This window comes from Methylobacterium sp. Leaf106 (genome assembly GCF_001422895.1).
In the GTDB taxonomy this organism is placed as follows: Bacteria; Pseudomonadota; Alphaproteobacteria; order Rhizobiales; family Beijerinckiaceae; genus Methylobacterium; species Methylobacterium bullatum.
Map to the genome: position 1 here is coordinate 1 of NZ_LMNB01000007.1, position 26,273 is coordinate 26,273.

A 26,273-nucleotide genomic window follows, 5' to 3' on the forward strand; every position below is an offset into this window, starting at 1 on the left:
CGCCCTTCATCCCCCTACACCACCCTTCCGGCCGTACCGGAGAGCAGTCTGCGAGAACGAGGTTAGGGGGTCAGAATTGGACGCCGATCCCCCGCCTCACGGGGTCAAAGTTGCACGCCGAAACACACAGAACCACGGCCACCGTCGCAGACATCTCCTGCCTGATCGCCTGCAGGGGCACGGACGCCCGACCTGTAGACCACTGCCTGCTGGTACCAGTGAGCGACGCGTCCGCCACGCCTGAGCAGGAGTAGACGGAGCTCGGGAGGCCCAGCGCGGTGGCGATGCTGGTGGCCAGCCTCGTCTTGCCGGAGCCCGGGGGCCCGACCAGGAGGATTGGGGGGAGCCGCGCGAACGGACGCCCGACGAGGAGGTTCAGGATCCGCTCGATCAGGGATGCGGCGTGCGGGTACTGTTCAACGAGGTCCTGGCGCGCGACCGCAAGATCGGGCACCGGCCGGCACGGGAGGGTCACCCCGGCGACGGGCGCCCACTCCGCGCGGGGCGTGGTCCCGCCGCTGCCATGCACGCCTGCCTTGGCCGAGCCAGGGAGATGGTCGACGCTGCGAACGACGAGTAGGCCCGACCCGGACGCCTCCGGCAGATCGTCCCCGTCCTCGTCGCGGGGGGCGTACCCCGTGTCGTCCCGGACCGGTCCCCTCTTTACATTGTATGGCCACTCCAGCGGGGGCACTGAACGCGCGATGATCTGCAGCGAGGTCAGGGCGTCACCCTGGCGGCGGGCCGAGCGGGGCACCGTCTTCGGACGCCAATCTCCCCCGTCGCAGTAAGCAGCAACGCACATCATCTCGGAGTGCGTCGTGAGAAGATTCCGGAGCCCCAGGTCGCTGTGGCCGCCGGCCATCGAGGCCTGCCAGACCCTCACGGCGCACCTAAGGGCGCACCCGTGGTCACCGAGGAAAGCGGCGTAGTAGACGCACCGTGCCGCATAGTCGGCATATCGATCCCTGTCGTAAGGGCTCAGCTTGAGATCGTCCGCGACCTCGTCGCACGCGCTCTCGCATGCCGAGAGCGTCGTCACGGTGACAACGCACGAGGAGAGCCTCTCCAGCGCCGTCCTGACGAGGGGATGGATGTCGAGGAAATCCATCAGGAGGCCATTCGACCAGTGGATCGCGTCGGCCAGGGGATCGCAATCGAAGAAGTCGAGCCCGTGGTCGAGCTCTTCTACGCTGGGCGGATGGTTTCCGGGAAACGGTTCTGTAGGCGCACGGGGGCGCGCACCCCGGGGGGGGGCCTTGGGCATCTATTGGATCCTCAAATTCCGCAGCGCATGACGGTAGGGACCGAACGCGCCTAGAACTGACCTCCCTAGCAGGGAGGCGTTAACGATTGGTTTCGAGCGAGCGTCGGATCTGACGGGCAGTTTCAGCCTCGTCACGGAGGGTATTCACAGTCAGACGGGCATGCTCGACCAACCCCTGGAGGCGGTCCGCGAGCTCGTCGAGTCCCTGAGAACTAAGGGCGTCTGACCCATCCTGATGGAAGGGATCAGACTTCCCGACGTCCTCCCAGATCGCGGCGACGGACAAGAGCAGGTGACCAAACGCCTTAGGTGGCGTCGCGAATGAGGCGTTTCCAAGCATGACCAGGACGTGCACCGGCAGCCCGTGTTTCGCGATGCGGTCACGCTGGAGGGTGCGCTGTCCGAGGCCGGTCACTTGTACCATGGGCCCGAGCCAGAGGTCCCCAAACAGAGATGCGGCCGCGTGGATGACCGCCTGAAGGAGCTCTTCAGATATATCTTGGAATTGGACCGCCTGGCCGTCGATGTACGGCTGCCGCCCCTCGAACGAAAGGATCGGACCGGCCCGAGGGGGGATCCCCCTCAAGCTGGCGAGCGTGCCCACGCCGACCCGTCCGACGGGGACGCCCGGGAGCGTTGAGTTGGACGTCACGGGGCAGAGCAGGATCTTGGGCATTAGTCCTCAATCGAAACGGTAATAGTCGACGCTCGCGCAGAACGGCGAGCCGTCGTTCGCGAGGCACTACATCCCTGTTCCCAGGCGAAGTCGCTTGCCGGACATAGTGAGCGTGACGCCGAGCCGGATCATGCCGCCGCCCCCACGGCGATCCTTGCCAGGGCCCGGCCAAGGTCCTTCTCGTTGACGGACCTGAACCCGGAGAACCGGTCCTTATGGACCACGAGCTCATCCCAGATGCCCGTGGTGTCGCGGTAGATCACCGTCCTGCCTGAGAGCCCACCCAGGTCCCGGACGAGGTCCTCGACCACGGCGTGCGCGTCGTTCGTTACTGTACGGCCGTCGTTGAGGTCCGTGACGCAAACAACGTCGCCATGGAGGTCATAGGTATAGTGCGAACGCTCATAATTCTGCGTCTGACGTCCGGCGGAGGCTTGCTGCAGCTGGACGGGCTGGGGCACCATCGAGTGCGACGGCCGTGGCTCTAATACCAAACGTCCCTCAATCCTCGCAGCCTCGCATTCCTTCAGCCATGCACGATGTGCGGCGAGCTCTGACGGAAGCGCCTCATTGATCTTGGAAATGGCTTCGGCGGCACTGCCGGCGTAACGCTTACCGTGACGTCCGATGTCGATCTCGTACTCTAGAAAGGTTGGTGCCTCGGCAGCACCACGCGAACGTGTGTGCCACACGGCGACAGTGAGCATCTCCCCGGGTACGACCTCATAGTCACGGCGAAAGGACAGGTTCGCCTTGAATGTGTCAGTCACATACGCGGTAGGCTGGTAGCCGGCATCGAGAAGTGACCCGAACTGCTTTTCCAGGGGACTGGACAGGAGAACAACTGGCGTCTGGGGCATGGGCATTCCTTGAAAGGACGAGGCCGGGATACCGCACCTCGATCGACCACCATCTGGGATGGCCGTACGCCCAAGATAGCATTGGCCCTGCCAGACGCCACCGATTTGTTGCGCATCGTTAACGGCGATGGCGTTTCCGATGGGCCATCCGGACGACGCGTACCGTTTCCCCCTAGGCGAATCTGCGAGACCTGCTTCGATCGTCTCTGAAGCGATCTCGCGAACGCGAGACAGGGACCCGGACTGGCATGCCCACCGATGATGAGATCGAGGCCTTGGGGCGCTCGTACTCCCGCATGACACCCTCGGAGCAAAGAGCCCAAGCGGCCTGGATCGACAGGCATGGCCTGCAAATGGCCGAGGCCGCCGCGCTCAGAACTGTCGCCGCTCTGGATCTCCGGCGGTCGCAGCATTCCCCCGCCCGGGAGCCCCGGTCATGAGGCAGTCCACAATCGACGAGATCGCCCTTGGGGCCGCGCGCAGCGTGGAGCGCATCCTCGCCGAGGAGCATCCCGGCGGAGCCCCCCAGCGGCAGGCCAAAATCCAGGTCATGTTCGCGGACTGGATCAAGCACGCCGTTTGCCGGGAGGTCAGGAATGACAGGCGCCGCGTGGCGAGGAGGTCCTGATCATGGCTGAAGGACAGACGCTTCTGAATGCCGTCGGTGGTGACGATTTCAAGCCGGTGGCCCTCACCGCGATACGGGGATAGTCCGCCAAATCGTGCCTCGTCACCCGCGACCCCGCCCGCATCCGTGACATCGCATCGAAGGTGATCCTGCCGGAGGCGCAGTGGTCCAGCGCCGACTTCCCGGAAGACATCGAGCGGCTGACGATCTGGACCGAGGACACGGTCGTCCACGTCCACGAAAACCATGAGGGCGGAACGTCCGTCCTGAAGGTCCGCAGGAACCTACCGGCCGGCGCCGATCAAGAGTGGGAGGCCTGAGCCATGACCCTTCACTGGCAACAGGTCCGCCGGGCCCGGGGGCTGGCCATGCCGCTCCCGCCCAAGCCGAAGCGCCCCCTCGGGCCGCCGGTCCTCTACTACTGGGGCGACGTCGCGGTCCGGACGCGCGCGGACATCGAGGCCAGCGGCCAGACCTGGGACGAGTTCCTCGATGCTTACGCGGCGGACGTGGCGGACAATGCCATCGACATCCGGCGGTTCGAGATGAACCTCGATGTTCTCAAGCTCGTGCCTGATGAGGAGCGCCGCGCCCTCAACCTGGATATCCGTCGACGCTACATGGAGCGCCGGGCGGCAGCAGATCCCGGAGAAGGACGGGCAGCGGGCTCTCTTCTAGCCGCGCCCCCGGCCGTCCCGTTCCAGGCGGCTCTCGATTTCCTGAAGTACCGCCTCGCAACGAGGCGGACCGCGCAGGAGGCCATCTGCCAGGCCGTGTCGGACGTCGAGGGCGACCTCCCAGCCGTGGGGTCCTCCCATGGTTGAGGTGACCATCGAGGAATGGGCCGAGAGGTTCGCGTCCGAGCCGGGCCTGACCATCACTCACGTGATCATGTCCCGGCGGGCGGCCGCCTTGGCCGAGACCGTGCGTGCGCCCTTCGGCAAGCGTCTCTCGATCAGGGCGCGACGGCGGTGGCAGGGCCGGGCCCGGGCTTGGCTGAGGAGGATGTCATGACCGAGCGCGAGAAGGCGGCCGCCGACGCGGCCCTGGCAGCCCTGCCCACGGGCGTCCTGCGGCGGACGGTCTGGCCGGTGAAGGTCACCGATTTCCAATTCGACGAGGCCGCCGGCGCTTGGTCCATAGCGTTCGAAGTGATGGATGTGCCCCTCGTCATTGCCGACCGCGACGTAGAGGAGATCGCCGTCTACGCCGACGGCAGCTATTTGCAGAGGCTGACATGACCGACACCGAGTCTGACGACGTCATGCAGCAGACCTGGTGCTGCTTCACGTGCTCCTCGACGTTCCGGTGGGGGGGAGGTCCGGATGGCGGCGGGCGGCCTGCACTGCCCCCGATGTGATGCCGCCTCGCTCCACCCGGCCGGGGGCGAGGTCAGGTTGCTTGACGGATACGACGGCGAGATCGGGACCCTGAACTGATGGCCCTGCTAGGCCAACGTGTAAAACGATTCCACAAACGCGATCCGGGAATCGTTTTACACGTTCGGGGCGGGCCCACGTCCCGTGCCGCGCCCGTGGCGATACCTGTTCGTCTGCGGTATCCATGCGGTATCCACTACCCAGGCAAACAGCCGCAGGATACCGCGCCCCTGCCCTATCGGACTGAAGATGCTAGGCTTTTCGGGAAAGTGAGGGTGGAGCGGGTACCGGGAATCGAACCCGGGTATTCAGCTTGGAAGGCTGCTGCTCTACCATTGAGCTACACCCGCATGTGGCGCCCGATAGCATGGCGACGCGGTCTTGAGAAGGCGATCCCTTCATCGGCCGTGGTGCCAGCGTGTCGGTATGGATTGGTGGGGGAAGTAGGACTCGAACCTACGAAGCTTACGCAGCGGATTTACAGTCCGCCCCCTTTGCCGCTCGGGACATTCCCCCAAACCACCGCCTTTCGGCAGCGCGCGGGTCCTTATGGTGAGGGCTTGCGCGGGTGTCAACACGTCCCGCGCGGGCACCGACGCAAAGTTCAGGGTGTGGCGAGATCGCCGACGCGCAACTGCACCCGCTCACCGCCGCGCCAGGTATCGATGGCAAGGGTTCCGGCCACGTGGAATTCCCGTCCGATCCCGCCCAGCAGCGCCTGCCCCAACGGTCCCTGGGCGGAGCGGAAGGCGATGGCGCCGATGGCTTGGCCGTCCCGGCTCCTGAAGCGCGCGCGGACGTGGCCGTTGCCGACGATTCCCGCATCGACCAGCCGGTGATACGGCAGGGCGAAGACCGGTTCCGGTGCTCCCGCGCCGAACGGCCCGGCGCGCTGGACGAGGCGAACGACCTCCGCCGTGGCGCCGCCCGCGTTCACGGTGCAGTCGACGAGCAGTGCCTCCACCGCCCTCGCCTCCGACACCGCCGCGGCGAGGGCGGCCGCCAGGAAGTCGCGCAGAGGCGTGGGATCGTGGCTCGGGAGCGTGGCGCCGGCCGCCATGGCATGCCCGCCGCCCTTGACGAGGAGGCCGGCATCCACGGCCTGACGCACCGCATGGCCGAGATCCACCCCCGCGACCGATCGGCCTGACCCCGTGGCGGTCCCGTCCGGGCGCAGGGCGAAGGCGAAAGCCGGCCGACCGAAGCGCTCTTTCAGCCGCGCCGCCACGAGGCCGACCACTCCCGGATGCCAGGAGGCGGAGGCCGTCACCAGGATCGGCGTGTCGGGGGCCAGTGTCAGCGCGCGATCCATCTCGGCCTCGGCTTCCAGCACCGCCTGTGCCTCGATGCCCTGCCGCTCCCGGTTGAGAAGATCGAGTTCGGTGGCGATGCGGGTCGCCTCCGCAGGATCCCCGCTGGTGAGAAGGGCCGCGCCGAGTCCCGCATGACCGATGCGCCCGCCGGCATTGATGCGCGGACCGAGCAGATAGCCGAGATGCCAGGATTCCGGCGGCTCGCTCAGGGATGCCGCATCGAACAGGGCGGCGAGACCGATCCGGCCTCGGCCCCGCATCACCTTCAATCCCTGCACGACGAAGGCGCGGTTGAGGCCGGTCAACGGCACCACGTCGGCGACCGTCGCCAGGGCCACCAGATCGAGGGCTTCGGCGAGATCCGGCAGATCCTCCCGCCCTCCCCGCCTCAGGCGGCGGTTGAGGGCCACGAGGGTGAGGAAGACGACACCCGCCGCGCAGAGATGACCGAAGCCCGAAATGTCGTCGAGCCGGTTCGGGTTCACCAGGGCCGCGACCGGAGGCAGGATTTCCGGCGCGCCGTGATGGTCGAGGACGATCACGGCGAGCCCGCGTTCGGCCGCAGCCGCCAGGGGCTCATGGCCGCTCGTGCCGCAATCGACGCAGACGAGAAGCGTCGCGCCGCCCTCCGCCAGTGCCGTGACCGCCGCCACGTTGGGGCCGTAGCCTTCCGTGATCCGGTCCGGGATGTGGATGTCCACCGTCAGGCCGAGCGCGCGCAGGTAGCCGGCCATCAACGCCGCGCTCGCGGCACCGTCGACATCGTAATCGCCGAACACGGCGACGCGCTCGCCGGCCTCGACGGCATGGGCGAGCCGTTCGGCCGCCGCCTCCATGTCCACGAGGCGGGACGGATCCGGCATCAGGTCGCGCAGGCGCGGTTCGAGATAGGCCGCCGCCTCGTCGGGCCGGATGCCGCGCGAGGCCAGGACGCGGGCGAGAAGGTCGGGCAGGCCATGGGCCTGCACCATCGTCGCGGCATAGGCCTGGGCGGCGGGGTCGCCGCAGCGGTCACGCCAGGGCCGCCCCATGACGGAACGGGTGACGCCGAGGAAGGCACGGGATGGGGCAAGGGCTGAGGCGGCTGACACGCCGTCAGTCTACTCGCCTGGGGCTATCCGGCGCTACTGCGCTGCTCGCTTCGAGGTGACGCGTGAGGCGATACCGGAACCAGCTCCTACCAAGACGAGAAAAGGGCCGGCGCATGGCGCCGACCGTTTGCAATCGAGACTGACGGGGCGGTGTGCCGCCCCGCGCCGCTCAGAGGTTCTTGACGATCGAGTCCACGACCTTCTTGGCGTCGCCGAACAGCATCATCGTGTTGTCGCGGAAGAACACCTCGTTCTCGACTCCGGCATAGCCGGAGCCCATGCCGCGCTTGATGAAGAGGACCGTCTTGGCCTTCTCCACGTCGAGGATTGGCATGCCGTAGATCGGCGAGGTCTTGTCGGTCTTGGCGGCCGGGTTGGTGACGTCGTTGGCGCCGATCACGAAAGCCACGTCCGCCTGCGGGAAGTCGCCGTTGATGTCCTCGAGTTCGTGCACCTCGTCGTAGGGTACGTTGGCCTCGGCGAGCAGCACGTTCATGTGCCCCGGCATGCGGCCGGCGACGGGATGGATGGCGTATTTCACGTCGACGCCTTCCTTCTTGAGCATGTCCACCATCTCACGGAGCGAATGCTGGGCCTGCGCCACCGCCATGCCGTAGCCGGGGACGATGATGACGCGCTCGGCATTCTTCAGGATGTAGGCCGCGTCGTCGGCCGATCCCTGCTTCACGGGGCGCGTCTCGACAGCGCCACCCGCACCGGCCGCGGCTGCGTCGCCGCCGAAGCCACCGAGGATCACGGAGATGAACGAGCGGTTCATCGCCTTGCACATGATGTAGGACAGGATCGCGCCCGAGGAGCCGACGAGGGCGCCGGTCATGATGAGCGCGAGGTTGCCCAGTGTGAACCCGATGCCGGCCGCCGCCCAACCCGAATAGGAGTTGAGCATCGACACGACGACGGGCATGTCCGCGCCGCCGATCGGGATGATCAGCAGCCCACCGAGCACGAAGGACAGCACCACGATCAACCAGAAGATGGCCTTGCTCTCGGTGCCGATGAACACGGCGATCAGGCCGATGAGGGCGATGCCGAGAGCGATGTTGATCGCGTGCCGCTGCGGCAGCATGATCGGCTTGCCGGACATGCGTCCGTCGAGCTTGGCGAAGGCGATGACCGAGCCGGTGAAGGTGATGGCGCCGATGGCGACGCCGAGCGCCATCTCGAACAGCGATTCCTTATGGATATGGCCGTTCTCGAGGATGCCCACCGCCTGCGGGGCGTAGAGCGTACCCGCCGCACCCGCCACGGCGGCGAGACCGACGAGGGAGTGGAAGGCGGCCACGAGCTGCGGCATGGCCGTCATCGGCACCCGCTTGGCGATGACCGCACCCGCGCCACCTCCGATGCCGAGGCCGAGGAGGACGATGATCCAGGCGCCGAACCCGGCCGGAGGATGGCCGACCAGGGTGGTGAGGACGGCGAGTCCCATGCCGATCATGCCGTACAGGTTGCCCTGCCGCGACGTGGTCGGGTGCGAGAGCCCCCGCAGCGCCATGATGAACAGGACGCCGGAGACGATATAGAGGAGGGCGGAGACGTTCTGGGACATCGTCTCAGGCCTTCTTCTTGTACATGCCGAGCATGCGCTGGGTAACGAGGAAGCCGCCGAAGATGTTGACGCTGGCGAGCACGATGCCGACGAAGCCGAAGAAGCGCGCCCAGCCGGTGCCCTTCTCGATCAGCGGAACGCCGGCGGCGAGGAGGGCGCCGACGATGATGACGGAGGAGATCGCGTTGGTGACGGACATCAGGGGGGTGTGGAGCGCCGGGGTCACCGACCACACCACGTAGTACCCGACGAAGATCGCGAGCACGAAGATCGCGAGCTGGAACACGGTGGGGTCGACCGCGCCGTGGGTGGCGGCGGCGATGCCGTGGCTGATGCCCTGACCGAGGCTGTCCGCGAGGCTCTGCGCCTGTTCGGCGGCGGTGCGGGCGGTAGCGGCGGCGGCGCGCGCCTGTTCGGCGGCCTGTTCGGGAGGAAGGGTTGCCATCTGTCTCTCCGTCGCGATCAGGCTGCTGTGGACTGGAAGGACGGGTGGACCACCTGTCCGTCCCGCGTGAGGTTCGTCGCCTTCACCAGCTCGTCGTCCCACTTGACGGCGAGGGCCTTGGACTCCTTGTCGATCAGGGTCTCGACGAAGGCGAACAGGTTGCGGGCGTAGAGGCTCGACGCGGTTGCCGCGAGGCGGCCGGCGACATTGACGTGGCCGACGATCTTGACCCCGTTCTCGGTGGTGACGATCTCGCCGGCCTTGGCACCGGCGACGTTGCCGCCGCGCTCGACGGCGAGATCGATGAGCACCGAGCCGGGCTTCATCGAGGCGACCATCGTCTCCGAGACGAGCTTCGGAGCGGGGCGGCCGGGGATGAGCGCCGTGGTGATGACGATGTCCTGCTTGGCGATATGCGTCGCCACCAGATCGGCCTGTTTCTTCTGGTATTCCGCCGACATTTCCTTGGCATAGCCGCCGGACGTCTCGGCCTGCTTGAACTCGTCGTCCTCTACCGCCACGAACTTGGCGCCGAGGGATTCGACCTGTTCCTTGGTGGCGGGCCGCACGTCGGTGGCGGTCACAACCGCGCCCATGCGGCGGGCAGTGGCGATGGCCTGGAGGCCGGCGACGCCGACGCCCATCACGAAGACGCGGGCGGCGGGCACGGTGCCGGCGGCCGTCATCATCATCGGCATGGCGCGGCCATACTCTGCGGCGGCGTCGATTACGGCGCGATAGCCGGCGAGGTTGGCCTGCGAGGAGAGCACGTCCATGACCTGGGCGCGGGTGATGCGAGGCATCAGCTCCATGGAGAAGGCGCTGATCCCCGCATCGGCCATGGCCTTCAGCGCGGTCTCGTTACCGTAGGGATCCATGATGGCGACGACGGTCGCGCCGGTCTTCAAGAGCTTCAGTTCGTCCTCGTTGGGACGGCGAACCTTGAGGACGAGGTCGGCATCCGTTGCGGCCTCCGCCGCCGTGGCGGCGATGGTGGCGCCCGCCGCCTCGTAATCCGCATCGGGAACACCGGCCTTCAGGCCCGCCCCGGACTGGATCGTCACGTCGGCCCCGAGGCCTTTGAATTTCTTGATCGTCTCGGGCACCGCCGCGACCCGCGGTTCGGCGGGGTCCGACTCTGTCAATACAGCGATGCGCATTCAGGAGATCCCCCTCGGCGATCGTTCTCGATCGCCGTAGCTTAGCAGGAATATAGAGCCCGGACCCCTGGTATACCAGCGGTCCGTGGCTACGTCACGCGAAGAAGAGGTACAGAAGCAGAAGAACGGCGACCGCAGCGGGAGCCTTCCAACCGACGACAGGCGACAGCGCGCCCACCGTGCCCGCCACGCCCGACAGCAGGACGCCGAAGATGGCCGTGAGCCAAGCCTCGCGAATGCCACCCACGGCCAACGCGAGCACCCAGCAGATCACCACGAAGGTGCCGATTTCCACGAACCGGACAAACCCACGGTAGGTCTGTTCATGGGTCTTTTCGTCCATCGCCGGGCTGTAACGTACGCCGGTCACGGTCTTCGCATCGGCCATCTTGTCGTCGTCCCCTTGGGTATCATCTTGATTGGTTCCAAGCGGATTTAGCGCATGCCTCTGTCACCCGCAATCGAGATACCGACTCGCGAAAATATGGAAAGCCGGTTTTATCCCGGAGAATGACAGTCGATCCCCGCTTGTCATGCGCGGGCAGTTAATCTTGGCGATTATTCGGGAGATGGAAGTCCCGCCGCTGCCAGAGCCGCGCCCTGCCGTTCGGTCAGGGTCTCGAGGGAGAAGCGCTCGATTTCGGCCTCGAACAGGCGGTGGTAGTTCAGCTCCGAGCGCAGATGCAGGAACACCGCGCCGAGTCCCACGGCGGCGCGGTCCATGAAGACGAATTCCTGCGGCACGGTCACGGGTCCGCGCTGCTTGAGGGCCTGATGTACCTCGAAGGCCTGACGCCGGCCATATTCGCCGGGCTTGACGCCATCCGCCACCGTTCTCGTGCGATCCTCCAAGATCGGGCCGTAGATGAACCGGGCCCAGATGTTGAGAGTCTCGATCAGCTCCTTGTTGAGGTTCTTGAATCCCCACACCTCGTAGGCGTGGACGATCCGGGCGTTGTCGTTCTCCAACAGGCCGCGATAGAGATCGACCACGCCGCCGACGAAGCGGGGGTGGAAGATGCGGACGCAGCCGTAATCGAGCAGGTTGATCCCGCGCGCCTCGCCGTCCTCGGAGAAGACCGTGTAGTTGCCGAGGTGCGGATCGCCGTGGATCACGGCCGCTCGACTGAACGGGTGCCACCAAGCCTTGAACATCGCCCGCGCCAGACGATTGCGGATCTCGAGGGTCTGATCGGAAAAGCTGAGGATCCTGTCGCCTTCGAGCCAGCCGAGGGTGAGGAGGCGCTTGGTGGAGAGGTCGGTGTGGATGGCGGGCACCCTCACCTCGGCGATGTCCTGCAGAACGGCCCCGTAGAGGGCGGCGTGCTTGGCCTCGCGCTCGTAGTCCAGCTCCTCGCGCACGCGGGCGCCGATCTCCTTGGCGATCTCGCGGGTGTCGAGCCAGGAACTGAGGCGACGGTGCAGGGCGAAGGCGATTTCGAGCTGCTTCAGGTCGGCCTCCACGGCCGATTGCATATCGGGATATTGGAGCTTGCAGGCGAAGGGCGTCCCGTCGAGGCCGGTGGCCCGGTGAACCTGGCCGAGGGAGGCGGCGGCGGCGGGCTTGAGGTCGAAGGAGGCGAACCGCTTCTGCCAGTCGGGGCCGAGCTCGGCCATCATCCGGCGCTTGACGAAGGCCGCACCCATCGGCGGTGCGTCGGCCTGGAGTTTCTGAAGCTCGGTGGCGTATTCCGGCGGCAGCAGATCCGGCACGGTGGCGAGGAGCTGCGCCACCTTCATGATCGGGCCCTTCAGCCCCCCGAGCGCCTGGGCCAAAGCTGCCGCGTTGGTGGGGGTCTCTCCCTTTCCGAACAGCTTGGCGCCGGCCATCCGCGCGGCGACACCCCCGACATTGGCGCCGACACGGGCATAGCGGCTGGCGCGCGCCGAGAAGCGGTTGGCTTCGTTGTCGTGATCGGCCATCGGGTCCATTCTGCGCGACGAAGGAGTGTCACTACGAGATAGGCTCCTCCCCCGAGGGTGCCAGGGCCATGAGCCCTTGGGTCGCGGAAGGGGTCACGCCGCCGGCCAGTTGTCGCGGATCCAGCGCGTGAGGCCATCCTCGTCGATCTCGCTCGCAGCGAGGCCGAGGATCATCCGGGTCGCCTCGGCCTGATCCGGTCGAAAAGCAATGTTGTTGAGACGTAGGAACAGCGTCATCGCCACGAAGGCGATCCGCTTGTTGCCGTCGATGAATGCATGATTCCGCGCAAGTCCGAAGGCATACGCCGCCGCCAGTGAAGCGAGGTCGCCGTCCTCATATCGCCAGCGGTTCACAGGCCTTCCCAGAGCCGACTCGAGGGCATTCTCGTCTCGAAGTCCAGGTGGGCCCCCAAACCGGACGAGTTGGCGTTCATGGGCAACCTTGATCTCTTCGGCCGTCAGCAAACGGGGCTCGGTCATTGCGCGAGCGCCCGCAAAGTATCCTTGTATTCGTCCATGATGTCGTCGACGAGCGCCATTGCCTTGTCGAAATCAGGATCGTAGGGAGTCAGGCGCACTCCGCCGTCGGGCATTTCGGTGACGTGAAGCCACTGACCCTGTTCCAGATTCAGTTTGGTGATGAGTTCCCGCGGCAGGATGAGCCCGGTGGAATTGCCGATCTTCTTGACTTCGAGCTTCATGACCGTCGGGCCTTTCGTTGTACGTTGTGTACAACGAAAGGCCGCCGGCGCAAAGGAGCGTTACCCCTCCATCGCCTCCAGTTCGGCGATCATCCCCTCGATCATGTTGAGGCCGATCTGCCAGAAGGCGGGGTCGCTGGCATTGAGGCCGAAGGGAGCGAGGAGCTCGCCGTAGGGCTTGGCCCCGCCGGCCGAGAGCAGGGCGAAGTAGCGGTCCACGAAACCCTCTTCGGCATTGGCATAGACGCCGTAGAGCGAGTTCACGAGGCAGTCGCCGAACGCATAGGCGTAGACGTAGAAAGGCGAGTGGATGAAGTGCGGGATATAGGCCCAGAACGGCTCGTAGCCGGCGTCCAGCGAGATCGCCGGGCCGAAGCTCTCCGCCTGCACCGACATCCAGAGCCCGTTGATCTGCTCGGCGGTGAGCTCGCCCTCGGCCCGAGCGAGATGGACCTTCCGCTCGAACAGGTAGAACGCGATCTGGCGCACCACCGTGTTGATCATGTCCTCGACCTTGGCGGCCAGCATCGCCCGTCGCTGAACCGTATCGGTGGTGGCGGCGAGCAGGCGCCGGAACGTGAGCATCTCGCCGAACACGCTCGCGGTCTCGGCCAGCGTCAGGGGCGTCGGCGCCATCAGCGCACCGTTATGTGAGGCGAGGACCTGATGCACCCCGTGGCCGAGTTCGTGCGCCAGGGTCATCACGTCCCGCGGCTTGCCCTGGTAGTTCACCAGCACATAGGGATGTGCAGAGGGCACGGTGGGATGGGCGAAGGCGCCCGGCGCCTTGCCCGGCCGCGTCGGCGCATCGATCCAGCGGCGGTCGAAGAAGGTCTTGGCGATGTCGGCCATGCGCGGCGAGAACGCGCCATAGGCGTCGAGCACCATGTCGCGCGCCTCCGCCCAGGGAATGGTGCGCTGCTCGACTCGCGGCAGCGGCGCGTTGCGGTCCCAATAGGGCAGGACGTCCACCCCGAACCACTTGGCCTTCAGCCGGTAGTAGCGGTGCGACAGGCGCGGATAGGCGGCCTGGACGGCGTCCACCAGGGCCGCCACCACCTCGGGCTCGACCCGGTTGGAGAGGTGCCGGTCGTCGGCGACGTCCTTGAAGCCGCGCCAGCGGTCGGAAATCTCCTTGTCCTTGGCCAAGGTGTTGGTGATGAGGGCGAAGGTCCGCAGATTGGCGCGGAACACGTCGCCCAGTGCCCCGGCCGCTTCCTTGCGGACCGCCCCGTCCGGGTCCTGCAGCTTGTTGAGCGTCGGTTCGAGGGTGAGCATCTCGCCCTGCAGCGGGAAGCGCAGGGACGCGATCGTCCCGTCGAACAGCCGGTTCCAGGCGGAGCGCCCGGTGACCGACTTTTCGAGGAACAGCTTCTCGGTGCGGTCGTCGAGCTGATACGGCTTCTCGCGGCGCAGATCCTCGATCCAGGGGCGGTAATGCGCGAGGGGACCATCCGCCATGGCGGCGTCCATCACGCCGTCATCGACCCGGTTGATCTCCAGGGCGAAGAAGAGCAGGTGGCCGGAGGCCGTGGTCAGCCGTTCCTGGGTGTCGCCGTAGAACTTCTGGCGCCGCTCGTCCGTGGTGTCCCCGGAGTAGACGAGGCCGGCGAAGGACATCAGACGGCCGAGCCGGTCCTCGATCGCCTCATAGGCCGCCACCGCCTCGGCGAGGCGAGCGGACGCGTCGGGTCCGCCGGCGATCTCGGCGATGACGCCGCCGTAGCGCTGTGAAAAGGCGCTGCATTCCTCTTCCGCCCGGATCAGGTCGGCGCGGAAGTCCGGCGAATCGATCCCGGAATAGAGGTCGCTCAGATCCCATTCGGGAAGCGAGCCGAGGTCGAGGGCGAGAGCGGCCGCCCGCGCGACGTTCGTTCCTTCCGATCGTTGCCCGGCCGGCATCCGGGCGGCGCTTGAGAGGCTGGCATGGACGACGGCACGACTCGACATGATGTCTTTGATCCTGAAGCGGCGTTTCCCCGCCGTTTCCGCTGATATCGAGCGGTGAGGCTCCGTGATCAACCGATTCGGCCCATTCGGCCGCAACGAATCTCCGGCATGGCCTTCGTTCGCCCCGCCTAGGCCGGGGAGTGGACCATCTGGGAAGAAAGTGGGATCGTCGTTAAGAGCAGCTTTACGCTCTTCGCTCACCCTACGGATCGAAACGAAACACCGGTGGCCGACTCGCAGGGCGATATCCCTGGGACGATCGCCTTTCTCAGCACACGGTCGAGGCTCTCCGCATGTCGACAACGATCCTCATCGTCGACGACGATCCCGTCCAGCGCCGGCTCGCCGAAGCGATGGTGCGTCGCCTCGGTTTCGAGGTGAAGGTCGCCGAGAGCGGCGAGGACGGGTTGTCCCTGCTGCGTTCGGGCGAACCGATCGACGTCGTGCTCCTCGATCTGGTGATGCCCGGCGGCCTCGACGGTCTCGGCGTCATGGCCCAGATGCGCCAGTCGGGTCTCGACATCCCCGTCATCGTCCAGACGTCCAACGGCTCCATCGATGCGGTGGTCAACGCCATGCGGGCCGGCGCCACCGATTTCGTGGTGAAGCCCGCCGGTGCCGAACGGCTCCAGGTCTCGATCAAGAACGCCCTCAAGGTCGATCAGCTCGAGGAGGAGGTCCGGCGCATGCGGCGGCGCGCCTCCGGCTCGCTCACCTTCAAGGACCTGTCCTCGCGCAGCCCCGACATGGAGCGCGTGATCCGGCTGGCCGAGCGTTCGGCCAAGTCCAACATCCCGGTGTTGATCGAGGGTGAATCCGGTGTCGGCAAGGAGGTGCTGGCGCGCGCGATTCAAGGGTCGGGCGACCGGCGCGGCAAGGCCTTCGTCACGGTCAATTGCGGCGCGATTCCCGACAACCTCGTCGAATCGACCCTGTTCGGGCACGAGAAGGGCGCCTTCACCGGCGCCACCGAGCGCCATGTGGGCAAGTTCGTCGAGGCGTCGGGCGGTACGCTGTTCCTCGACGAGATCGGCGAACTTCCCCTCGATGCCCAGGTGAAGCTCCTGCGCGCCCTGCAGGAGGGGGAAGTCGATCCGGTGGGCGCCAAGCGCAGTGTCCGAATCGACATCCGCCTCATCTCGGCCACGAACCGCTCGCTCCTCGACCTCGTCAAGCAGGGCCGCTTCCGCGAGGACCTGTACTACCGCCTGAACGTCTTCCCGATGACCCTGCCCCCCCTCCGGGCGCGCCGCGAGGACATCCCGGATCTGGTGCGCTCGTTCTGTGCGCGCTTCGCCGCCGAGGAGGGCAAGCGTGTCCGCGCGATCACGCCGGAGGCGATGTCGCTGCTCAGCCGCTACGGCTGGCCCGGCAATGTCCGACAGCTGGAAAACGCCCTGTTCCGCGCGGTGGTGCTCGCCGATAGCGACGAACTCACCGTGGCCGAGTTCCCGCAGATCGCCGCCCAGGTCGAAGGGTTCGACGTGCGCATTCCGGCCGCCCCGGTCCAGCCCATGGTCCATGCCGGAACCCCGGAGCCGGTGCGCGAGATCGTCCGCGTGGAGGTCCGCGACCCCCACGCCATGACCCTCGTCACCGAGGAGTCCGGCGAGATGAAACCGATGGACGAGCTGGAGGCGGAGATCATCCGCTTCGCCCTGCAATATTACCGGGGCCGCATGTCCGAAGTGTCGAGGCGCCTCGGCATCGGCCGCTCGACGCTCTACCGCAAGCTGAAGGATCTCGGTCTCGACGGCGACGAGAAGGGCGACGAAGCCGCTGCCTGAGACGCGGGAGCGATCCCTTCGCATCCTTTGAATTGGGATGTGCGTCACGGCACTGCGTTTCCAGCCTCCGGCGCACGCCAGGCTTCCACTGTTGCCCGCGCGCCGTTGCAAGCGGTGGCGCAAGCAGCGATTGTTTTGAGCTCAAACACGGCCGTTGCGGCCGGTTCCGGGAGTTTCATCATGGGCGCTTCGCGCTCCGCCTCCGTCGCACTGGCTGCCCTGATGGCGGGTTGTGTCGGCTACGCGGTAAAGGCCGAACCCCGGCTCGATCCGGCTCCTTCCGTGGTGCAGAGCGCTGCCGCGCCATCGGTCTCGTCCGAGCAGGGGCAAGGCGACAGGGTGGCGACCGGGGCGATCTCCGCGCCGGTATCGCCCTCCCCCGAGCCGGCCAAACCCGCCGCAGCGGGAGAGGCCGCCCAAACGCCAGCGAGTCCGCCCGAGACGGGCAAGGCGGAGACCACGAACGCCGAGGCCGGCTCCGAACCCGCTGGCGCCGTGTCCGCAGCTCCGGTGCCGACCGACCCGATGGGGGCGGCCCTCGCTGCCCGCCTCGCCGATCCGGCCCCTCTCCTCGCACGCCTGAGCACCAAGGACCGGGAGGCGATGCAGGCCTTCTACGGTCTCGGTGCCTTCAAGCCGGTCTGGGTGGTCGATGGCGCCTTCACCCCCGCCGCCAAGGCCGCCGCGTCCCGCCTTTCCCTTGCAGCCGAGGACGGCCTCAACGTCCAGGCCTATCCGGTGCCGGTCATCGGCACGCAGGGACTGACCGAGGCCCAGACCGCCGAGATCGAGCTGAAACTCTCGGCCGCCATCGTACTCTACGCCAAGGACGCACGCGGGGCGCGCCTCAACCTGTCCGCCATATCCCGCCTGATCACGCCCACCCTCGACATTCCCGGCGCGGATGCCGTCCTGACGCGCGTCGCCAGCGCCGGGCCGCAAGCCGGTACCGTGCTGCAGGGCTACAACCCGGCGCAGGCCGGCTACCTCGCTCTGAAGGCGCGGCTCGCCAGCCTGCGCAATCTCCATAGCGCGCCCATGGCGGCATCGCCCGTCACAATTCCCGCCGGGCCGGTGCTCAAGGTCGGCATGAACGATCCCCGCGTCCCCGCGCTACGCCGCCATTTCGGCTTGCCGACCCGGACCGCCGGCACCCTCGACGCCGCCTCCGGCGAGCCGGATGCGTTCGATGCGAACGTGTCCGCCGCCGTGGCGAAGTTCCAGCGCGGTCGCGGCCTGCCGATCACCGGCACGCTCACGCCGCAGACCGTCGCCGCCCTGGGCCGGGCCGAGTCATCCTCGCGCGTCGGCGACGAGGAGGCGACCGTCCTCGTCAACATGGAGCGCTGGCGCTGGCTGCCGAGCGACCTCGGTCGTGACTACGTCCTGGTCAACATCCCCGAATTCCGCCTGCGGGTGGTCCGCAACGGCACGCAGCGCGACGAGACCCGCGTCATCGTCGGCAAGGCCGAGACGCCGACGCCGGTCTTCTCCGGGATGATGGAATACGCCGTCATCAACCCGTCCTGGAACGTGCCGCCCTCGATCCTCAAGAACGAGTTCCTGCCCGCCCTGGCCCGCGACCCGAACTACGCGGCCCGTCGCGGCTACGAGGTTGTCTATCGCAACGGCAACATCTCGGTGCGCCAGCCGCCGGGCGAGCGGAATGCGCTCGGGTTCATCAAGTTCCTCTTCCCCAACAACCATGCCGTCTACCTGCATGACACGCCCAACCGTTCGCTGTTTTCCGCTTCTCAGCGGGCGATGAGCCATGGCTGCGTGCGCGTGGACGATCCCTTCCGGTTCGCCGATTCGGTCCTGCCCGAAGCGTGGTCGAGCGAGCGGTTGAAGAAGCTCATCGGCAAGGGCGAGCGCACCATCCGCCTGCCCGAGAAGCTGCCGGTGCATCTCGCCTATTTCACCCTCGATGCGGACGAGCGCGGATCCCTACGCACGTTTTCGGATCTCTACGGTCACGATGCGCGCATGAAGATCGCCCTCGGTCTCGCACCGGGCAGCCTGCTCGTCGCCAAGGCGCCGGTGAAAGCGCCGGCCAAGGTCGCGGCGCGGCCTTCGACGTCGGCGCCGGGCGCGGCCGGGGCTTCGCCGGAGGTTCGCCGCGCCGCATCGCACCCCGCCCCTTCCGGCGCCAATCCCGTGCGGGCGGTCAGGGCACCGGCGGCCAGATCCGCCGAAGCGGCCCCGGTCGATCCGTGGGGACCGGTACCGGCCCCTGCCCCGGTCTCCCGCGGCTGGTGGTAACGCGCCACCGGTGTCGTTGCGCGAATGTCACGCGGCGAGGAATGTGCGCCGCCGCTCTTGTCGATGCTGAATCATGGCGGCGGGCCGGCACGATTTCGCCACGGTTCAAACCTAGCCGTTGTGTCGACCGGCGAATGGCTGAGGATCCGAGAACCTTTCGTTTACGGTTTTCGGTAACCTTGCGTTCACCATGATCCACGCGCCAACGCGTGGTCTGGCAGAGGTGAGGACGATCGTGGGCATTCCGCTGCGTGAAGAGGCCCAGTCGGCCGACCGATCCACCCAGCCGATCTCTCGCCTTCGGGGCTATCTCCGCGACGCCTTCTCCCATTCCCGCCTGCGCCGTTCGATCGTCGCTGCGTCGGGCATCGCCCTGGCGCTCGGCGCGGGCACGCGAGGGACGCAGGATGCGGTCGCCAACGGCGATACCCGCACTCTCTCGATCTACCATACCCATACGAAGGAGAGCGCGACGATCACGTTCAAGCGTGACGGGCGCTACGACCGGGCGGCGTTGGAACAGCTCAACTGGATGCTGCGCGACTGGCGCTTGGACGAGCCCACCAAGATGGATCCCCGCCTGTTCGACACGGTGTGGGAGGCCTACCGGTCTGTGGGCTCGCAGGAGCCGATCACCGTGGTCTCGGCCTATCGGTCACCGGGTACCAACGCCATGCTGCGCCGCCGGTCGCGTGCGGTGGCCGAGTTCAGCCAGCACATGCTCGGCAAGGCAATGGATTTCTACCTGCCGGATGTCTCCATCGACCAGCTGCGCGCCGTCGGCATGCGGATGCAGCGCGGCGGTGTCGGCTGGTATCCCCATGCCGGCTCGCCCTTCGTCCATCTCGACGTCGGCTCCGTCCGCTCATGGCCGCGCATGAGCCACGACCAGCTGGCGCGCCTGTTTCCCGACGGCAAGACCGTGCACCTGCCCACCGACAACCGGCCCCTGCCGGGCTACGAGCTTGCCCGCGCGGAGGTGCTCGCCCGTGGCGGCACCGTGCTCGGCGTGACCCAGGTCGCGACGGTGGAGGAGGATGACGGCCCGAGCATCAAGGGCTTCTTCGCCAGCCTCTTCGGTGGCGGCTCCAAGACCCCCGCGCCGCCGCCCGAAGCTCCGGCCCGCGCCCGGGCAAAGCCCACCGTTCTCGTGGCCAGTGCCGATCCGGACGACCAGTCGGGCACCCGCGAGGCCCTGGCCTATGCCGCCCCGGCCGCCTCCGATGCCCTCAAGGGCGCTCTCCTGCGCCGTGACGGACGCGATGCCCAGAGCCTCCTGACCCAGGACGTCTCCGAGATTCGGGACGTCTCCAAGATTCAGGACATCTCCAAGCCGGCGATCCCCGCCGAGGCGGAAGCGAGTTCGATCGACGTGCCGCTGCCGCCGCGCCGGCCATCGGAATTCGCCGCCGTCTCCGCCGCACTCACCATGCCCCTGCCGCCGCCGCGTCCCGCCATTCAGGTGGCGAGCCTCGCGCCCACCGGGATGGCCGCGCCGCCGCCCGTCACCGCGGCGCCCACCCGTTTCGCCCGGCCCGTCGCCGCGGATGCCGATGCCCGCACGCAACTGCGCGCCCTGTTCGAGGTGGCCGCCGCGGAGACCGCGCCGGCCAGCCGCGCCTCTCCCGTTCACGTCGCCCCGGCCCGCGCCCGCGCCGATGCCGCGCCGGCCGGCTTCGTCGCCCAGGCGGAGAGCGGCGTACGCAGCCGTTTCTCCGGACGTAGCCCAGGCGACGACCTCACCGCCGCGCGCTTCACCGGCTCGTCCACCCGCGCGGTGGCTGCCGGGCGCTGACCCTCGCTAACCTGATGGCCTCCGACTTGGGTCGGGGCCGACGCCCGGGCGGCGGCGATGGGGTGCGCAGAGGGCGGAACAGGCTTGACGCCTTGCCCGCCACGGGACACGAAGTCTGCGGCAATGGATTCTGCCGGGCGTGAAGAGTGCCTCACACAACTCCCGATCACGGTCGGTTCTCCCTCGGAGTACGACGGCGCAGCGGGAGTTCGGTGAGAGAGACTCAGCCGAACCGCCATAAGGGCTGATGATTCCTACCCTTTTGCCACGCAGCAAGACGGTGGAACCATGCCTGCCTCCTTCAAGAACCGGATCGCCGATCTGAAGCGCGTCACGATGGTCCGCGTGGCCTGGGCGATCGCGTTCGCCCGCTGGGCGGTGATCCTCGTGCCGATGGCGGTCGTGGTGGGCTCCCTCTGCGCGGCCTTTCTCTGGTGCCTGGACGTCGCCACGAGCGCCCGGTTCACGCATCCCTGGCTGCTGTTCCTGCTGCCTGTGGGGGGCTTTGCCATCGGCCTGCTCTACCATCGCGTCGGGCGCGGCGTGGAGGGCGGCAACAACCTCGTGGTCGATCAGATCCACGAGCCCGGTGGCGGCGTTCCCCTGCGCATGGCGCCGCTGATCGTCCTCGGGACCGTCGTGACCCATCTCTTCGGCGGTTCCGCCGGCCGGGAAGGCACGGCGGTGCAACTCGGCGCCAGCCTCGCCAGCGCCATCGGGCGCCTGGCCAGGCTCGATCCGGCGGGCACGCGCATCGTGCTGATGGCGGGCGTGGCGGCAGGGTTCGGGGCGGTGTTCGGCACCCCCATCGCCGGGGCCGTCTTCGCCCTCGAAGTCCTGGCCATCGGCCGGGTGGAATATGCCGCTCTGATCCCCTGCCTGCTCGCAGCCGTCATCGGCGACTGGGCCTGCCAGGCCTGGGGCATCCACCATTCGCTGTTCCGCATCGCCTATCTGGCGGATGCGACCGGCCCCATCGCCCTCGATCCGATTCTACTAGCGAAAGTCGCCGTCGCGGGTGTCGCCTTCGGGCTCGCGGCTCTCGTCTTCGCCGAGGCCAACCACATCCTCGGCGGGTGGTTGAAGCGCCTGATTCCCTACGCGCCCCTGCGCCCGGTCCTCGGCGGCCTGGCGGTGATCGGCCTCGTCTACGCGGTCGGCACCCGTGACTATCTCGGCCTCGGCGTCACCGCGCCGGATGCGGGAGGCTTGAGCATCGCGAGCTTCTTCGGCCCGGAGGTCCATCCCTGGTCCTGGGCCTGGAAGATCCTTTTCACCGTCGTCACCCTGGCTTCGGGCTTCAAGGGCGGCGAGGTGACGCCGCTGTTCTTCATCGGCGCCGCCCTCGGGAATGCCCTTGGCGGAGTGATGGGGGCGCCCCTCGACCTGATGGCGGCGCTGGGCTTCGTGGCGGTTTTCGCGGGAGCGGCCAACACGCCCCTTGCCTGTACGCTGATGGGGATCGAGCTGTTCGGGGCGACGCACGGCGTCGCCATGGCGGTCGCGTGCTTTGCCGCCTATGCCTGTTCGGGCCATCACGGCATCTACCTGTCGCAGCGCATCGCCGTCTCGAAGGGCGGCGCCGTCGAGCCCGGCTCCACCCTGCGCGAGGCGCGCACCCGGCGTTGAAGCGGCGGGAGGCGGCCTCGCACCTCCCGCCCGATCGTCACTTCTTGTCGTGGCTGTGGCCGTGGGCGTGGCCATCCTTGTCGGAATGCAGCGGCTTCCCGTCACGTCCGACCTCCTTGGATTCCTGAACGCGCGGGTCGTCGCGATGGGCCGGGCCGCCCGACACGGTCCCGGTGTTCGGGACCGAGACGGAGGGGTTGCTGGCATTGCCGTGCCCGTCGATGGCCAGGGCCGGAACCGCGAGGCCGAAGAGGATGCCGGTGGCGGCGAGGCTGCGTGCAAAGCGTGTCATGGTCGGTGTCTCCGTGGTTGCGCGGCTGCTCCGCCGCGTCGATCCAGGAGATGGAAAAGCCGTTTGACGCCCGCGCGCCGCCTTCGTGACGAAGTGTGTCATATCGGACCTCGATGAGCCTGACTCATCGAGGTCTCCCCGCGCGACGGCGCGGCGGCGGTCGTCCGCCGAACCTCACCGACCCTGACCTATGGGTCAGAGTCGGTGAGACTTGGTATCAGGCGTGCCCTGGACCTACACGCGCGGCAGGATCAGCTCGGCCCGCAACCCGCCCTCGGCCCGGTTGGTCAGGGTGAGACTGCCGCCCTCGGCCTGGATCGCGCGCCGGGCGATGGTGAGGCCCAGACCGGTACCGCCGGTATGGCGATTGCGCGAGGCCTCCAGGCGCGTGAACGGCGCGAACGCGCTCTCCACCTCCTCTGGAGCAATACCGGGGCCGTCATCCTCGATCCTCAGGACGACCGCGTCCTCGCCGACTTCCAGGATCATGGCGGCTCGTTCGCCATAGCGCACGGCATTGTCGACGAGGTTCTCCAGGGCCCGCCTCAGGGCGACGGGTCGAACCTCCGACAGTGCCCTGCCGGGCCCGTCATACGTGACGGGCCGGCCGGCATCGGCGGCGGCATTGGCGACGCTCATCGCGAGACTCGCCACGTTGGTGATCCGGCGTGGCTCCGGGTCCGTATCGCCGCGCAGATAAGCCAGCGTCGAGTCGATCATGGCCTGCATCTCGTCGAGGTCGCCGGACATGGCCTGTCCCTCCTTGGCGTCGGCCAGGCGCTCGATGCGCAGGCGCAGCCGGGCGATGGGCGTGCGCAGATCGTGGGAGACGGCCGCGAGTGCCTGAGTCCGCTCGGAGACCAGTCCGTGAATACGGTGCTGCATGGCATTGAGCGCGCGGGCGATTCCCCGCGTTTCGTCCGGGCCGGCCTCGGGCACGGCGACCACGGGGCCGTTGCCGATCGCTTCCGTGGCTCGGGTGAGGCTGCGCAAGGGCTTCGCGATCCGATGCACCAGCAGTACGGCGGCGAGGCCGACGAGGATCGCCACCGCCGTCGAGACGAAAGCCCAGGCTCCCCGGCGGGCGAGGTTCGGAGCATGGGCGGAACGGAAGGTCAGCGTGCCGCCATCGGGCAGCGAGAGCGCCCCGCTCAGATCCTGCGCGTGCAGTGCATCCTCCCCCTCCCCCATGGCGAGGACGAGCCCGGGGCCGAGGCTCGGCTGGAGGGCGAGGATGCGGGACCTGAGCGACCAGAGGATAGGATCGTCACGCTCCCGCGGGCGGATCGGCGGGGCCTTCGACCACCCGATCTCGAAATGTGGCGAGGACAGTGCCCTCGCCTCCGTGTCGCGCTCCATCACCGGCCGCCGGATCAGGCCTTCCCGCGCCAGAGCCAGCTGAGTGGCGAGCTGCTGCGCGAAGGCCTCGTCGGCGGCCGCGACCGCCGATTGGCGATAGAGCAGCAATGCCCCGGCATGGACGACGACGATGGCCACGAGCAGTACGGCCATGGTGCGCGCCTCGAGGCTGCGCACGAAGGCGAGCAGGCGCCTCACCTCCGTTCGACCGTCGCGCTGAAGATGTAGCCTGAGCCACGGACCGTCTTGATGATCGCGGTGTGGCCGTCCGGCGGCTCCAGCTTTCGCCGAAGTCGGCTCACCAGGGTGTCGACGCTGCGGTCCGAGGGTGAGCCGAGGCGGGCGCGGGACAGTTCCAGGATCTGCTCGCGGCCGAGGACGCGGTTCGGATGGTCGAGGAACACCAGGAGCAGGTCGTATTCCGCCCCGGACAGGTCGACGCCCGCGCCCTCGGGGTCGCGGAGCGAGCGGCTGCGCAGGTCGAGACGCCAGCCGTCGAAGGCCACGCTCTCGCTGCGGGACGCGTCCGGCGCGGTCGCGGCGATGGCGGAGCGCCGGAGAACCGCGCGGATCCGGGCGAGCAGTTCCGGCCGTCCGAACGGCTTGGCCACATAATCGTCCGCCCCGAATTCGAGGCCGAGCACGCGATCCGCCTCCTCGTTGCGGGCGCTGACCATGATGACCGGAACCGTGCTCTTCGCGCGCAGGCTCCGCAGGAGATCGATGCCGGAGGCGCCGGGCAGCATCACGTCGAGGAGGACGAGATCGATGCCGCCCTCCGGCAGGAGCCGCCACATCTCCCCGCCGTTGCGGCAACCGGTGACGCGGTAGCCGTTTTCCCGCAGCAGGCGGGTGACGAGCATCCGCATGCCGTCGTCATCCTCCACGAGGAGGATGTGAGCCGTGCCGGCCAGCGAGGGCGTGTCGAGGAGCTGAGGCATCGTCGTTATTGCCCTGCCCTATGCGCGAAAGGTTGGGCCGGCACGCCGCGATGTCGGCCTACACCATGCCGAGGGCCTGCATGTAGAGCTCCAGGATCGCCTCTTCCTCCTGGCGCTCGGCATGGTCCTTCTTGCGCAGGGAGATGATCTTGCGCAGGGCCTTCACGTCGAAGCCGGTGCCCTTGGCCTCGGCATAGACGTCCTTGATGTCGCCGGCGAGGCCGGCCTTCTCCTCCTCCAGGCGTTCGATGCGCTCGATGAAGCTCTTGAGCTGGTCGGCGGCAACCGAGGAGGCATCGACGGCGGGTGCGGCGGAAGCGGCCATGAGCGTCTCAATTCCTGATCTGACGCGCATCGGGTGGGATGCGCCGGAGGAGGCTGGTTAAGCGATCACGCTTACCGGAAGCTTAGTGCGGCTCGGCTTGGGCCTTCGAGAAGGCCGCCTGCTGCTCGGACGTGGCCTCGGCCTGGTTCAGCCGCTTCCATTCCTCATAGGGCATTCCGTAGACGCGCTCGCGGGTCTCGTCCTTGGTGAGGCCGAGGCCGCGCTCGTCGGCGGCGTCCTTCATCCAGTTCGACAGACAGTTCCGGCAGAAGCCGGCCATGTTCATGAGGTCGATGTTCTGGACGTCGCTGCGCGTCTGCAGATGCGCCACGAGGCGGCGGAACACCGCGGCTTCCAATTCCGTCCGGGTGGCGGTGTCGATCTCGGTCATGGCTGTTTCCTCATCCTCGGGCTCGCGGCCAGTCACCGCTTTCGCGCGAGGATATACCATCGCTGATGCGCGGTCCCGTTTTCGGGCGCATGGCTTTCGGGGGCATGGCGATCCCGGCGCTCCTGCGCGCGCATGACCTCCCGCGGAAATGCGGGTTCATGCGGAAGGCGCCGGACACTTCGCTTGGGATCGCGAATAACGCGGCCCCCTATGTAGTCACCTCGTTCCCGAGCGGCCAACGGCCTGTCCAGCGCCAGGACTAATGTCCGTCGCTCTTCGGGTGGGTTCATATTCCGGTGAGCCTGCAGTGTCCCTTGGGGATCTTGCCATCCGGGTCTCGGCTCCGGTGGTTGATCGGGATGAGGAGTTACGGGAACTGTCAGAACGGTTGCGAAACCGGAGGCGCCGACCGTCGCTCCGTGCGGAAGGCCATTCAAAATTGGAGCGGGGCGCGGTTGATCCGGAATGGGTGTCAACGGGCCGGCGCGGCGGAACTGTCGCTGGCAGCGCGGCGTCAGCCACGACAGCC

General features: G+C 67.6%; 25 protein-coding genes, 2 tRNA genes and 1 riboswitch. Of the genes, 8 read left to right on the forward strand and 19 right to left on the reverse strand.

Annotated elements, in window-relative coordinates; translation table 11 throughout:
* Positions 1 to 70: 70 nt before the first annotated feature.
* The 3 genes from ASF34_RS06725 to ASF34_RS06735 form a co-directional block, all read right to left on the reverse strand.
* Positions 71 to 1,111, reverse strand: coding sequence for an AAA family ATPase (locus tag ASF34_RS06725; RefSeq protein WP_244478921.1), 1,041 nt, complete (start codon positions 1,109 to 1,111; stop codon positions 71 to 73).
* Between the two features lie 235 nt (positions 1,112 to 1,346).
* A complete protein-coding gene (locus tag ASF34_RS06730) occupies positions 1,347 to 1,943 on the reverse strand; it encodes a hypothetical protein (RefSeq protein WP_056159977.1) in 597 nt (198 codons plus the stop codon).
* 128 nt (positions 1,944 to 2,071) lie between these two features.
* Positions 2,072 to 2,803 carry a hypothetical protein gene (locus ASF34_RS06735; RefSeq protein WP_156465652.1) on the reverse strand — a complete coding sequence of 244 codons (732 nt, stop codon included), beginning with the start codon at positions 2,801 to 2,803 and terminating at the stop codon, positions 2,072 to 2,074.
* 436 nt (positions 2,804 to 3,239) lie between these two features.
* Here ASF34_RS06735 and ASF34_RS06745 point away from each other — a divergent pair, with 436 nt between their 5' ends.
* The 4 genes from ASF34_RS06745 (at position 3,240) to ASF34_RS06760 (ending at position 4,672) form a co-directional block, all read left to right on the forward strand.
* Positions 3,240 to 3,431: a hypothetical protein gene (locus tag ASF34_RS06745; protein WP_056159988.1), complete on the forward strand. Its 192-nt coding sequence runs from the start codon at positions 3,240 to 3,242 to the stop codon at positions 3,429 to 3,431.
* A 143-nt stretch (positions 3,432 to 3,574) separates the two neighbouring features.
* Entirely contained in the window at positions 3,575 to 3,751 is a 177-nt protein-coding gene (locus tag ASF34_RS22690; protein ID WP_156465653.1) for a hypothetical protein, read from the forward strand.
* A 3-nt stretch (positions 3,752 to 3,754) separates the two neighbouring features.
* Positions 3,755 to 4,255 carry a hypothetical protein gene (locus tag ASF34_RS06750; RefSeq protein WP_056159991.1) on the forward strand — a complete coding sequence of 167 codons (501 nt, stop codon included), beginning with the start codon at positions 3,755 to 3,757 and terminating at the stop codon, positions 4,253 to 4,255.
* Between the two features lie 186 nt (positions 4,256 to 4,441).
* Entirely contained in the window at positions 4,442 to 4,672 is a 231-nt protein-coding gene (locus ASF34_RS06760; protein ID WP_056159997.1) for a hypothetical protein, read from the forward strand.
* Positions 4,673 to 5,086: 414 nt separating this feature from the next.
* Here the strand turns inward: ASF34_RS06760 and ASF34_RS06770 are convergent.
* The 11 genes from ASF34_RS06770 to ASF34_RS06820 form a co-directional block, all read right to left on the reverse strand.
* Positions 5,087 to 5,160 (reverse strand) — tRNA-Gly (locus ASF34_RS06770).
* A gap of 82 nt (positions 5,161 to 5,242) precedes the next feature.
* Positions 5,243 to 5,326: transfer RNA gene (locus ASF34_RS06775), tRNA-Tyr, on the reverse strand.
* A gap of 88 nt (positions 5,327 to 5,414) precedes the next feature.
* A complete protein-coding gene (gene recJ, locus ASF34_RS06780; protein ID WP_244478925.1) occupies positions 5,415 to 7,154 on the reverse strand; it encodes a single-stranded-DNA-specific exonuclease RecJ in 1,740 nt (579 codons plus the stop codon).
* Positions 7,155 to 7,383: 229 nt separating this feature from the next.
* Positions 7,384 to 8,784, reverse strand: a complete 1,401-nt coding sequence (locus ASF34_RS06785; RefSeq protein WP_056145168.1) for an NAD(P)(+) transhydrogenase (Re/Si-specific) subunit beta — start codon at positions 8,782 to 8,784, stop codon at positions 7,384 to 7,386.
* A gap of 4 nt (positions 8,785 to 8,788) precedes the next feature.
* Positions 8,789 to 9,229 (reverse strand): proton-translocating transhydrogenase family protein, encoded by a 441-nt coding sequence (locus ASF34_RS06790; RefSeq protein ID WP_018044342.1) that lies wholly within the window; start codon positions 9,227 to 9,229, stop codon positions 8,789 to 8,791.
* A 17-nt stretch (positions 9,230 to 9,246) separates the two neighbouring features.
* The gene (locus ASF34_RS06795; protein WP_056160002.1) at positions 9,247 to 10,389 is read right to left on the reverse strand and encodes a Re/Si-specific NAD(P)(+) transhydrogenase subunit alpha; all 1,143 of its coding nucleotides are present in this window, start codon (positions 10,387 to 10,389) and stop codon (positions 9,247 to 9,249) included.
* 94 nt (positions 10,390 to 10,483) lie between these two features.
* Entirely contained in the window at positions 10,484 to 10,777 is a 294-nt protein-coding gene (locus ASF34_RS06800; protein ID WP_018044344.1) for an aa3-type cytochrome c oxidase subunit IV, read from the reverse strand.
* 170 nt (positions 10,778 to 10,947) lie between these two features.
* Positions 10,948 to 12,312 (reverse strand): ABC1 kinase family protein, encoded by a 1,365-nt coding sequence (locus ASF34_RS06805; protein WP_056160083.1) that lies wholly within the window; start codon positions 12,310 to 12,312, stop codon positions 10,948 to 10,950.
* 93 nt (positions 12,313 to 12,405) lie between these two features.
* Positions 12,406 to 12,792: a type II toxin-antitoxin system death-on-curing family toxin gene (locus ASF34_RS06810; RefSeq protein ID WP_056160004.1), complete on the reverse strand. Its 387-nt coding sequence runs from the start codon at positions 12,790 to 12,792 to the stop codon at positions 12,406 to 12,408.
* A complete protein-coding gene (locus ASF34_RS06815) occupies positions 12,789 to 13,013 on the reverse strand; it encodes an AbrB/MazE/SpoVT family DNA-binding domain-containing protein (RefSeq protein WP_018044347.1) in 225 nt (74 codons plus the stop codon). The genes ASF34_RS06810 and ASF34_RS06815 overlap by 4 nt, the downstream gene beginning before the upstream one ends.
* A 60-nt stretch (positions 13,014 to 13,073) precedes the next feature.
* Positions 13,074 to 14,915 (reverse strand): M3 family oligoendopeptidase, encoded by a 1,842-nt coding sequence (locus ASF34_RS06820; protein WP_056160086.1) that lies wholly within the window; start codon positions 14,913 to 14,915, stop codon positions 13,074 to 13,076.
* A 341-nt stretch (positions 14,916 to 15,256) separates the two neighbouring features.
* Between ASF34_RS06820 and ASF34_RS06825 the strand changes: the two genes are divergently transcribed.
* The 4 genes from ASF34_RS06825 to ASF34_RS06840 all read left to right on the forward strand — a co-directional run bounded on the left by ASF34_RS06825 (position 15,257) and on the right by ASF34_RS06840 (position 22,436).
* Entirely contained in the window at positions 15,257 to 16,750 is a 1,494-nt protein-coding gene (locus ASF34_RS06825) for a sigma-54-dependent transcriptional regulator (protein WP_056145153.1), read from the forward strand.
* Between the two features lie 180 nt (positions 16,751 to 16,930).
* Positions 16,931 to 19,012 (forward strand): L,D-transpeptidase family protein, encoded by a 2,082-nt coding sequence (locus tag ASF34_RS06830; RefSeq protein WP_056160008.1) that lies wholly within the window; start codon positions 16,931 to 16,933, stop codon positions 19,010 to 19,012.
* 223 nt (positions 19,013 to 19,235) lie between these two features.
* Entirely contained in the window at positions 19,236 to 20,807 is a 1,572-nt protein-coding gene (locus ASF34_RS06835; protein WP_082494091.1) for a DUF882 domain-containing protein, read from the forward strand.
* A gap of 110 nt (positions 20,808 to 20,917) precedes the next feature.
* Positions 20,918 to 21,071: riboswitch (Fluoride riboswitch) on the forward strand.
* Positions 21,072 to 21,095: 24 nt separating this feature from the next.
* Positions 21,096 to 22,436, forward strand: coding sequence for a voltage-gated chloride channel family protein (locus ASF34_RS06840; protein ID WP_056160012.1), 1,341 nt, complete (start codon positions 21,096 to 21,098; stop codon positions 22,434 to 22,436).
* A gap of 37 nt (positions 22,437 to 22,473) precedes the next feature.
* Here ASF34_RS06840 and ASF34_RS06845 read toward each other — a convergent pair whose 3' ends face one another.
* From ASF34_RS06845 to ASF34_RS06865, 5 genes are all read right to left on the reverse strand, one after another.
* Positions 22,474 to 22,728 (reverse strand): hypothetical protein, encoded by a 255-nt coding sequence (locus tag ASF34_RS06845; protein ID WP_018044353.1) that lies wholly within the window; start codon positions 22,726 to 22,728, stop codon positions 22,474 to 22,476.
* A 234-nt stretch (positions 22,729 to 22,962) separates the two neighbouring features.
* Positions 22,963 to 24,285, reverse strand: coding sequence for an ATP-binding protein (locus tag ASF34_RS06850; RefSeq protein WP_056160016.1), 1,323 nt, complete (start codon positions 24,283 to 24,285; stop codon positions 22,963 to 22,965).
* The gene (locus ASF34_RS06855) at positions 24,282 to 25,028 is read right to left on the reverse strand and encodes a response regulator transcription factor (protein WP_018044355.1); all 747 of its coding nucleotides are present in this window, start codon (positions 25,026 to 25,028) and stop codon (positions 24,282 to 24,284) included. Before ASF34_RS06855 ends, ASF34_RS06850 begins: the two co-directional genes overlap by 4 nt.
* Positions 25,029 to 25,086: 58 nt before the next feature.
* Positions 25,087 to 25,353: a DUF2312 domain-containing protein gene (locus tag ASF34_RS06860; protein WP_018044356.1), complete on the reverse strand. Its 267-nt coding sequence runs from the start codon at positions 25,351 to 25,353 to the stop codon at positions 25,087 to 25,089.
* 82 nt (positions 25,354 to 25,435) lie between these two features.
* A complete protein-coding gene (locus ASF34_RS06865; RefSeq protein WP_056145141.1) occupies positions 25,436 to 25,744 on the reverse strand; it encodes a DUF1244 domain-containing protein in 309 nt (102 codons plus the stop codon).
* Positions 25,745 to 26,273 lie beyond the last annotated feature (529 nt).

Excerpts from the sequence above, each read along its gene's own strand:
- ASF34_RS06725 (WP_244478921.1), bottom strand. The coding sequence starts at position 1,111 with ATGGATTTCCTCGACATCCATCCCCTCGTCAGGACGGCGCTGGAGAGG.
- ASF34_RS06730 (WP_056159977.1), bottom strand. The coding sequence starts at position 1,943 with ATGCCCAAGATCCTGCTCTGCCCCGTGACGTCCAACTCAACGCTCCCG.
- ASF34_RS06735 (WP_156465652.1), bottom strand. The coding sequence starts at position 2,803 with ATGCCCCAGACGCCAGTTGTTCTCCTGTCCAGTCCCCTGGAAAAGCAG.
- ASF34_RS06745 (WP_056159988.1), top strand. The coding sequence starts at position 3,240 with ATGAGGCAGTCCACAATCGACGAGATCGCCCTTGGGGCCGCGCGCAGC.
- ASF34_RS06750 (WP_056159991.1), top strand. The coding sequence starts at position 3,755 with ATGACCCTTCACTGGCAACAGGTCCGCCGGGCCCGGGGGCTGGCCATG.
- ASF34_RS06760 (WP_056159997.1), top strand. The coding sequence starts at position 4,442 with ATGACCGAGCGCGAGAAGGCGGCCGCCGACGCGGCCCTGGCAGCCCTG.
- recJ (WP_244478925.1), bottom strand. The coding sequence starts at position 7,154 with ATGGGGCGGCCCTGGCGTGACCGCTGCGGCGACCCCGCCGCCCAGGCC.
- ASF34_RS06785 (WP_056145168.1), bottom strand. The coding sequence starts at position 8,784 with ATGTCCCAGAACGTCTCCGCCCTCCTCTATATCGTCTCCGGCGTCCTG.
- ASF34_RS06790 (WP_018044342.1), bottom strand. The coding sequence starts at position 9,229 with ATGGCAACCCTTCCTCCCGAACAGGCCGCCGAACAGGCGCGCGCCGCC.
- ASF34_RS06795 (WP_056160002.1), bottom strand. The coding sequence starts at position 10,389 with ATGCGCATCGCTGTATTGACAGAGTCGGACCCCGCCGAACCGCGGGTC.
- ASF34_RS06800 (WP_018044344.1), bottom strand. The coding sequence starts at position 10,777 with ATGGCCGATGCGAAGACCGTGACCGGCGTACGTTACAGCCCGGCGATG.
- ASF34_RS06805 (WP_056160083.1), bottom strand. The coding sequence starts at position 12,312 with ATGGCCGATCACGACAACGAAGCCAACCGCTTCTCGGCGCGCGCCAGC.
- ASF34_RS06810 (WP_056160004.1), bottom strand. The coding sequence starts at position 12,792 with ATGACCGAGCCCCGTTTGCTGACGGCCGAAGAGATCAAGGTTGCCCAT.
- ASF34_RS06815 (WP_018044347.1), bottom strand. The coding sequence starts at position 13,013 with ATGAAGCTCGAAGTCAAGAAGATCGGCAATTCCACCGGGCTCATCCTG.
- ASF34_RS06820 (WP_056160086.1), bottom strand. The coding sequence starts at position 14,915 with ATGCCGGCCGGGCAACGATCGGAAGGAACGAACGTCGCGCGGGCGGCC.
- ASF34_RS06825 (WP_056145153.1), top strand. The coding sequence starts at position 15,257 with ATGTCGACAACGATCCTCATCGTCGACGACGATCCCGTCCAGCGCCGG.
- ASF34_RS06830 (WP_056160008.1), top strand. The coding sequence starts at position 16,931 with ATGGGCGCTTCGCGCTCCGCCTCCGTCGCACTGGCTGCCCTGATGGCG.
- ASF34_RS06840 (WP_056160012.1), top strand. The coding sequence starts at position 21,096 with ATGCCTGCCTCCTTCAAGAACCGGATCGCCGATCTGAAGCGCGTCACG.
- ASF34_RS06845 (WP_018044353.1), bottom strand. The coding sequence starts at position 22,728 with ATGACACGCTTTGCACGCAGCCTCGCCGCCACCGGCATCCTCTTCGGC.
- ASF34_RS06855 (WP_018044355.1), bottom strand. The coding sequence starts at position 25,028 with ATGCCTCAGCTCCTCGACACGCCCTCGCTGGCCGGCACGGCTCACATC.
- ASF34_RS06860 (WP_018044356.1), bottom strand. The coding sequence starts at position 25,353 with ATGGCCGCTTCCGCCGCACCCGCCGTCGATGCCTCCTCGGTTGCCGCC.
- ASF34_RS06865 (WP_056145141.1), bottom strand. The coding sequence starts at position 25,744 with ATGACCGAGATCGACACCGCCACCCGGACGGAATTGGAAGCCGCGGTG.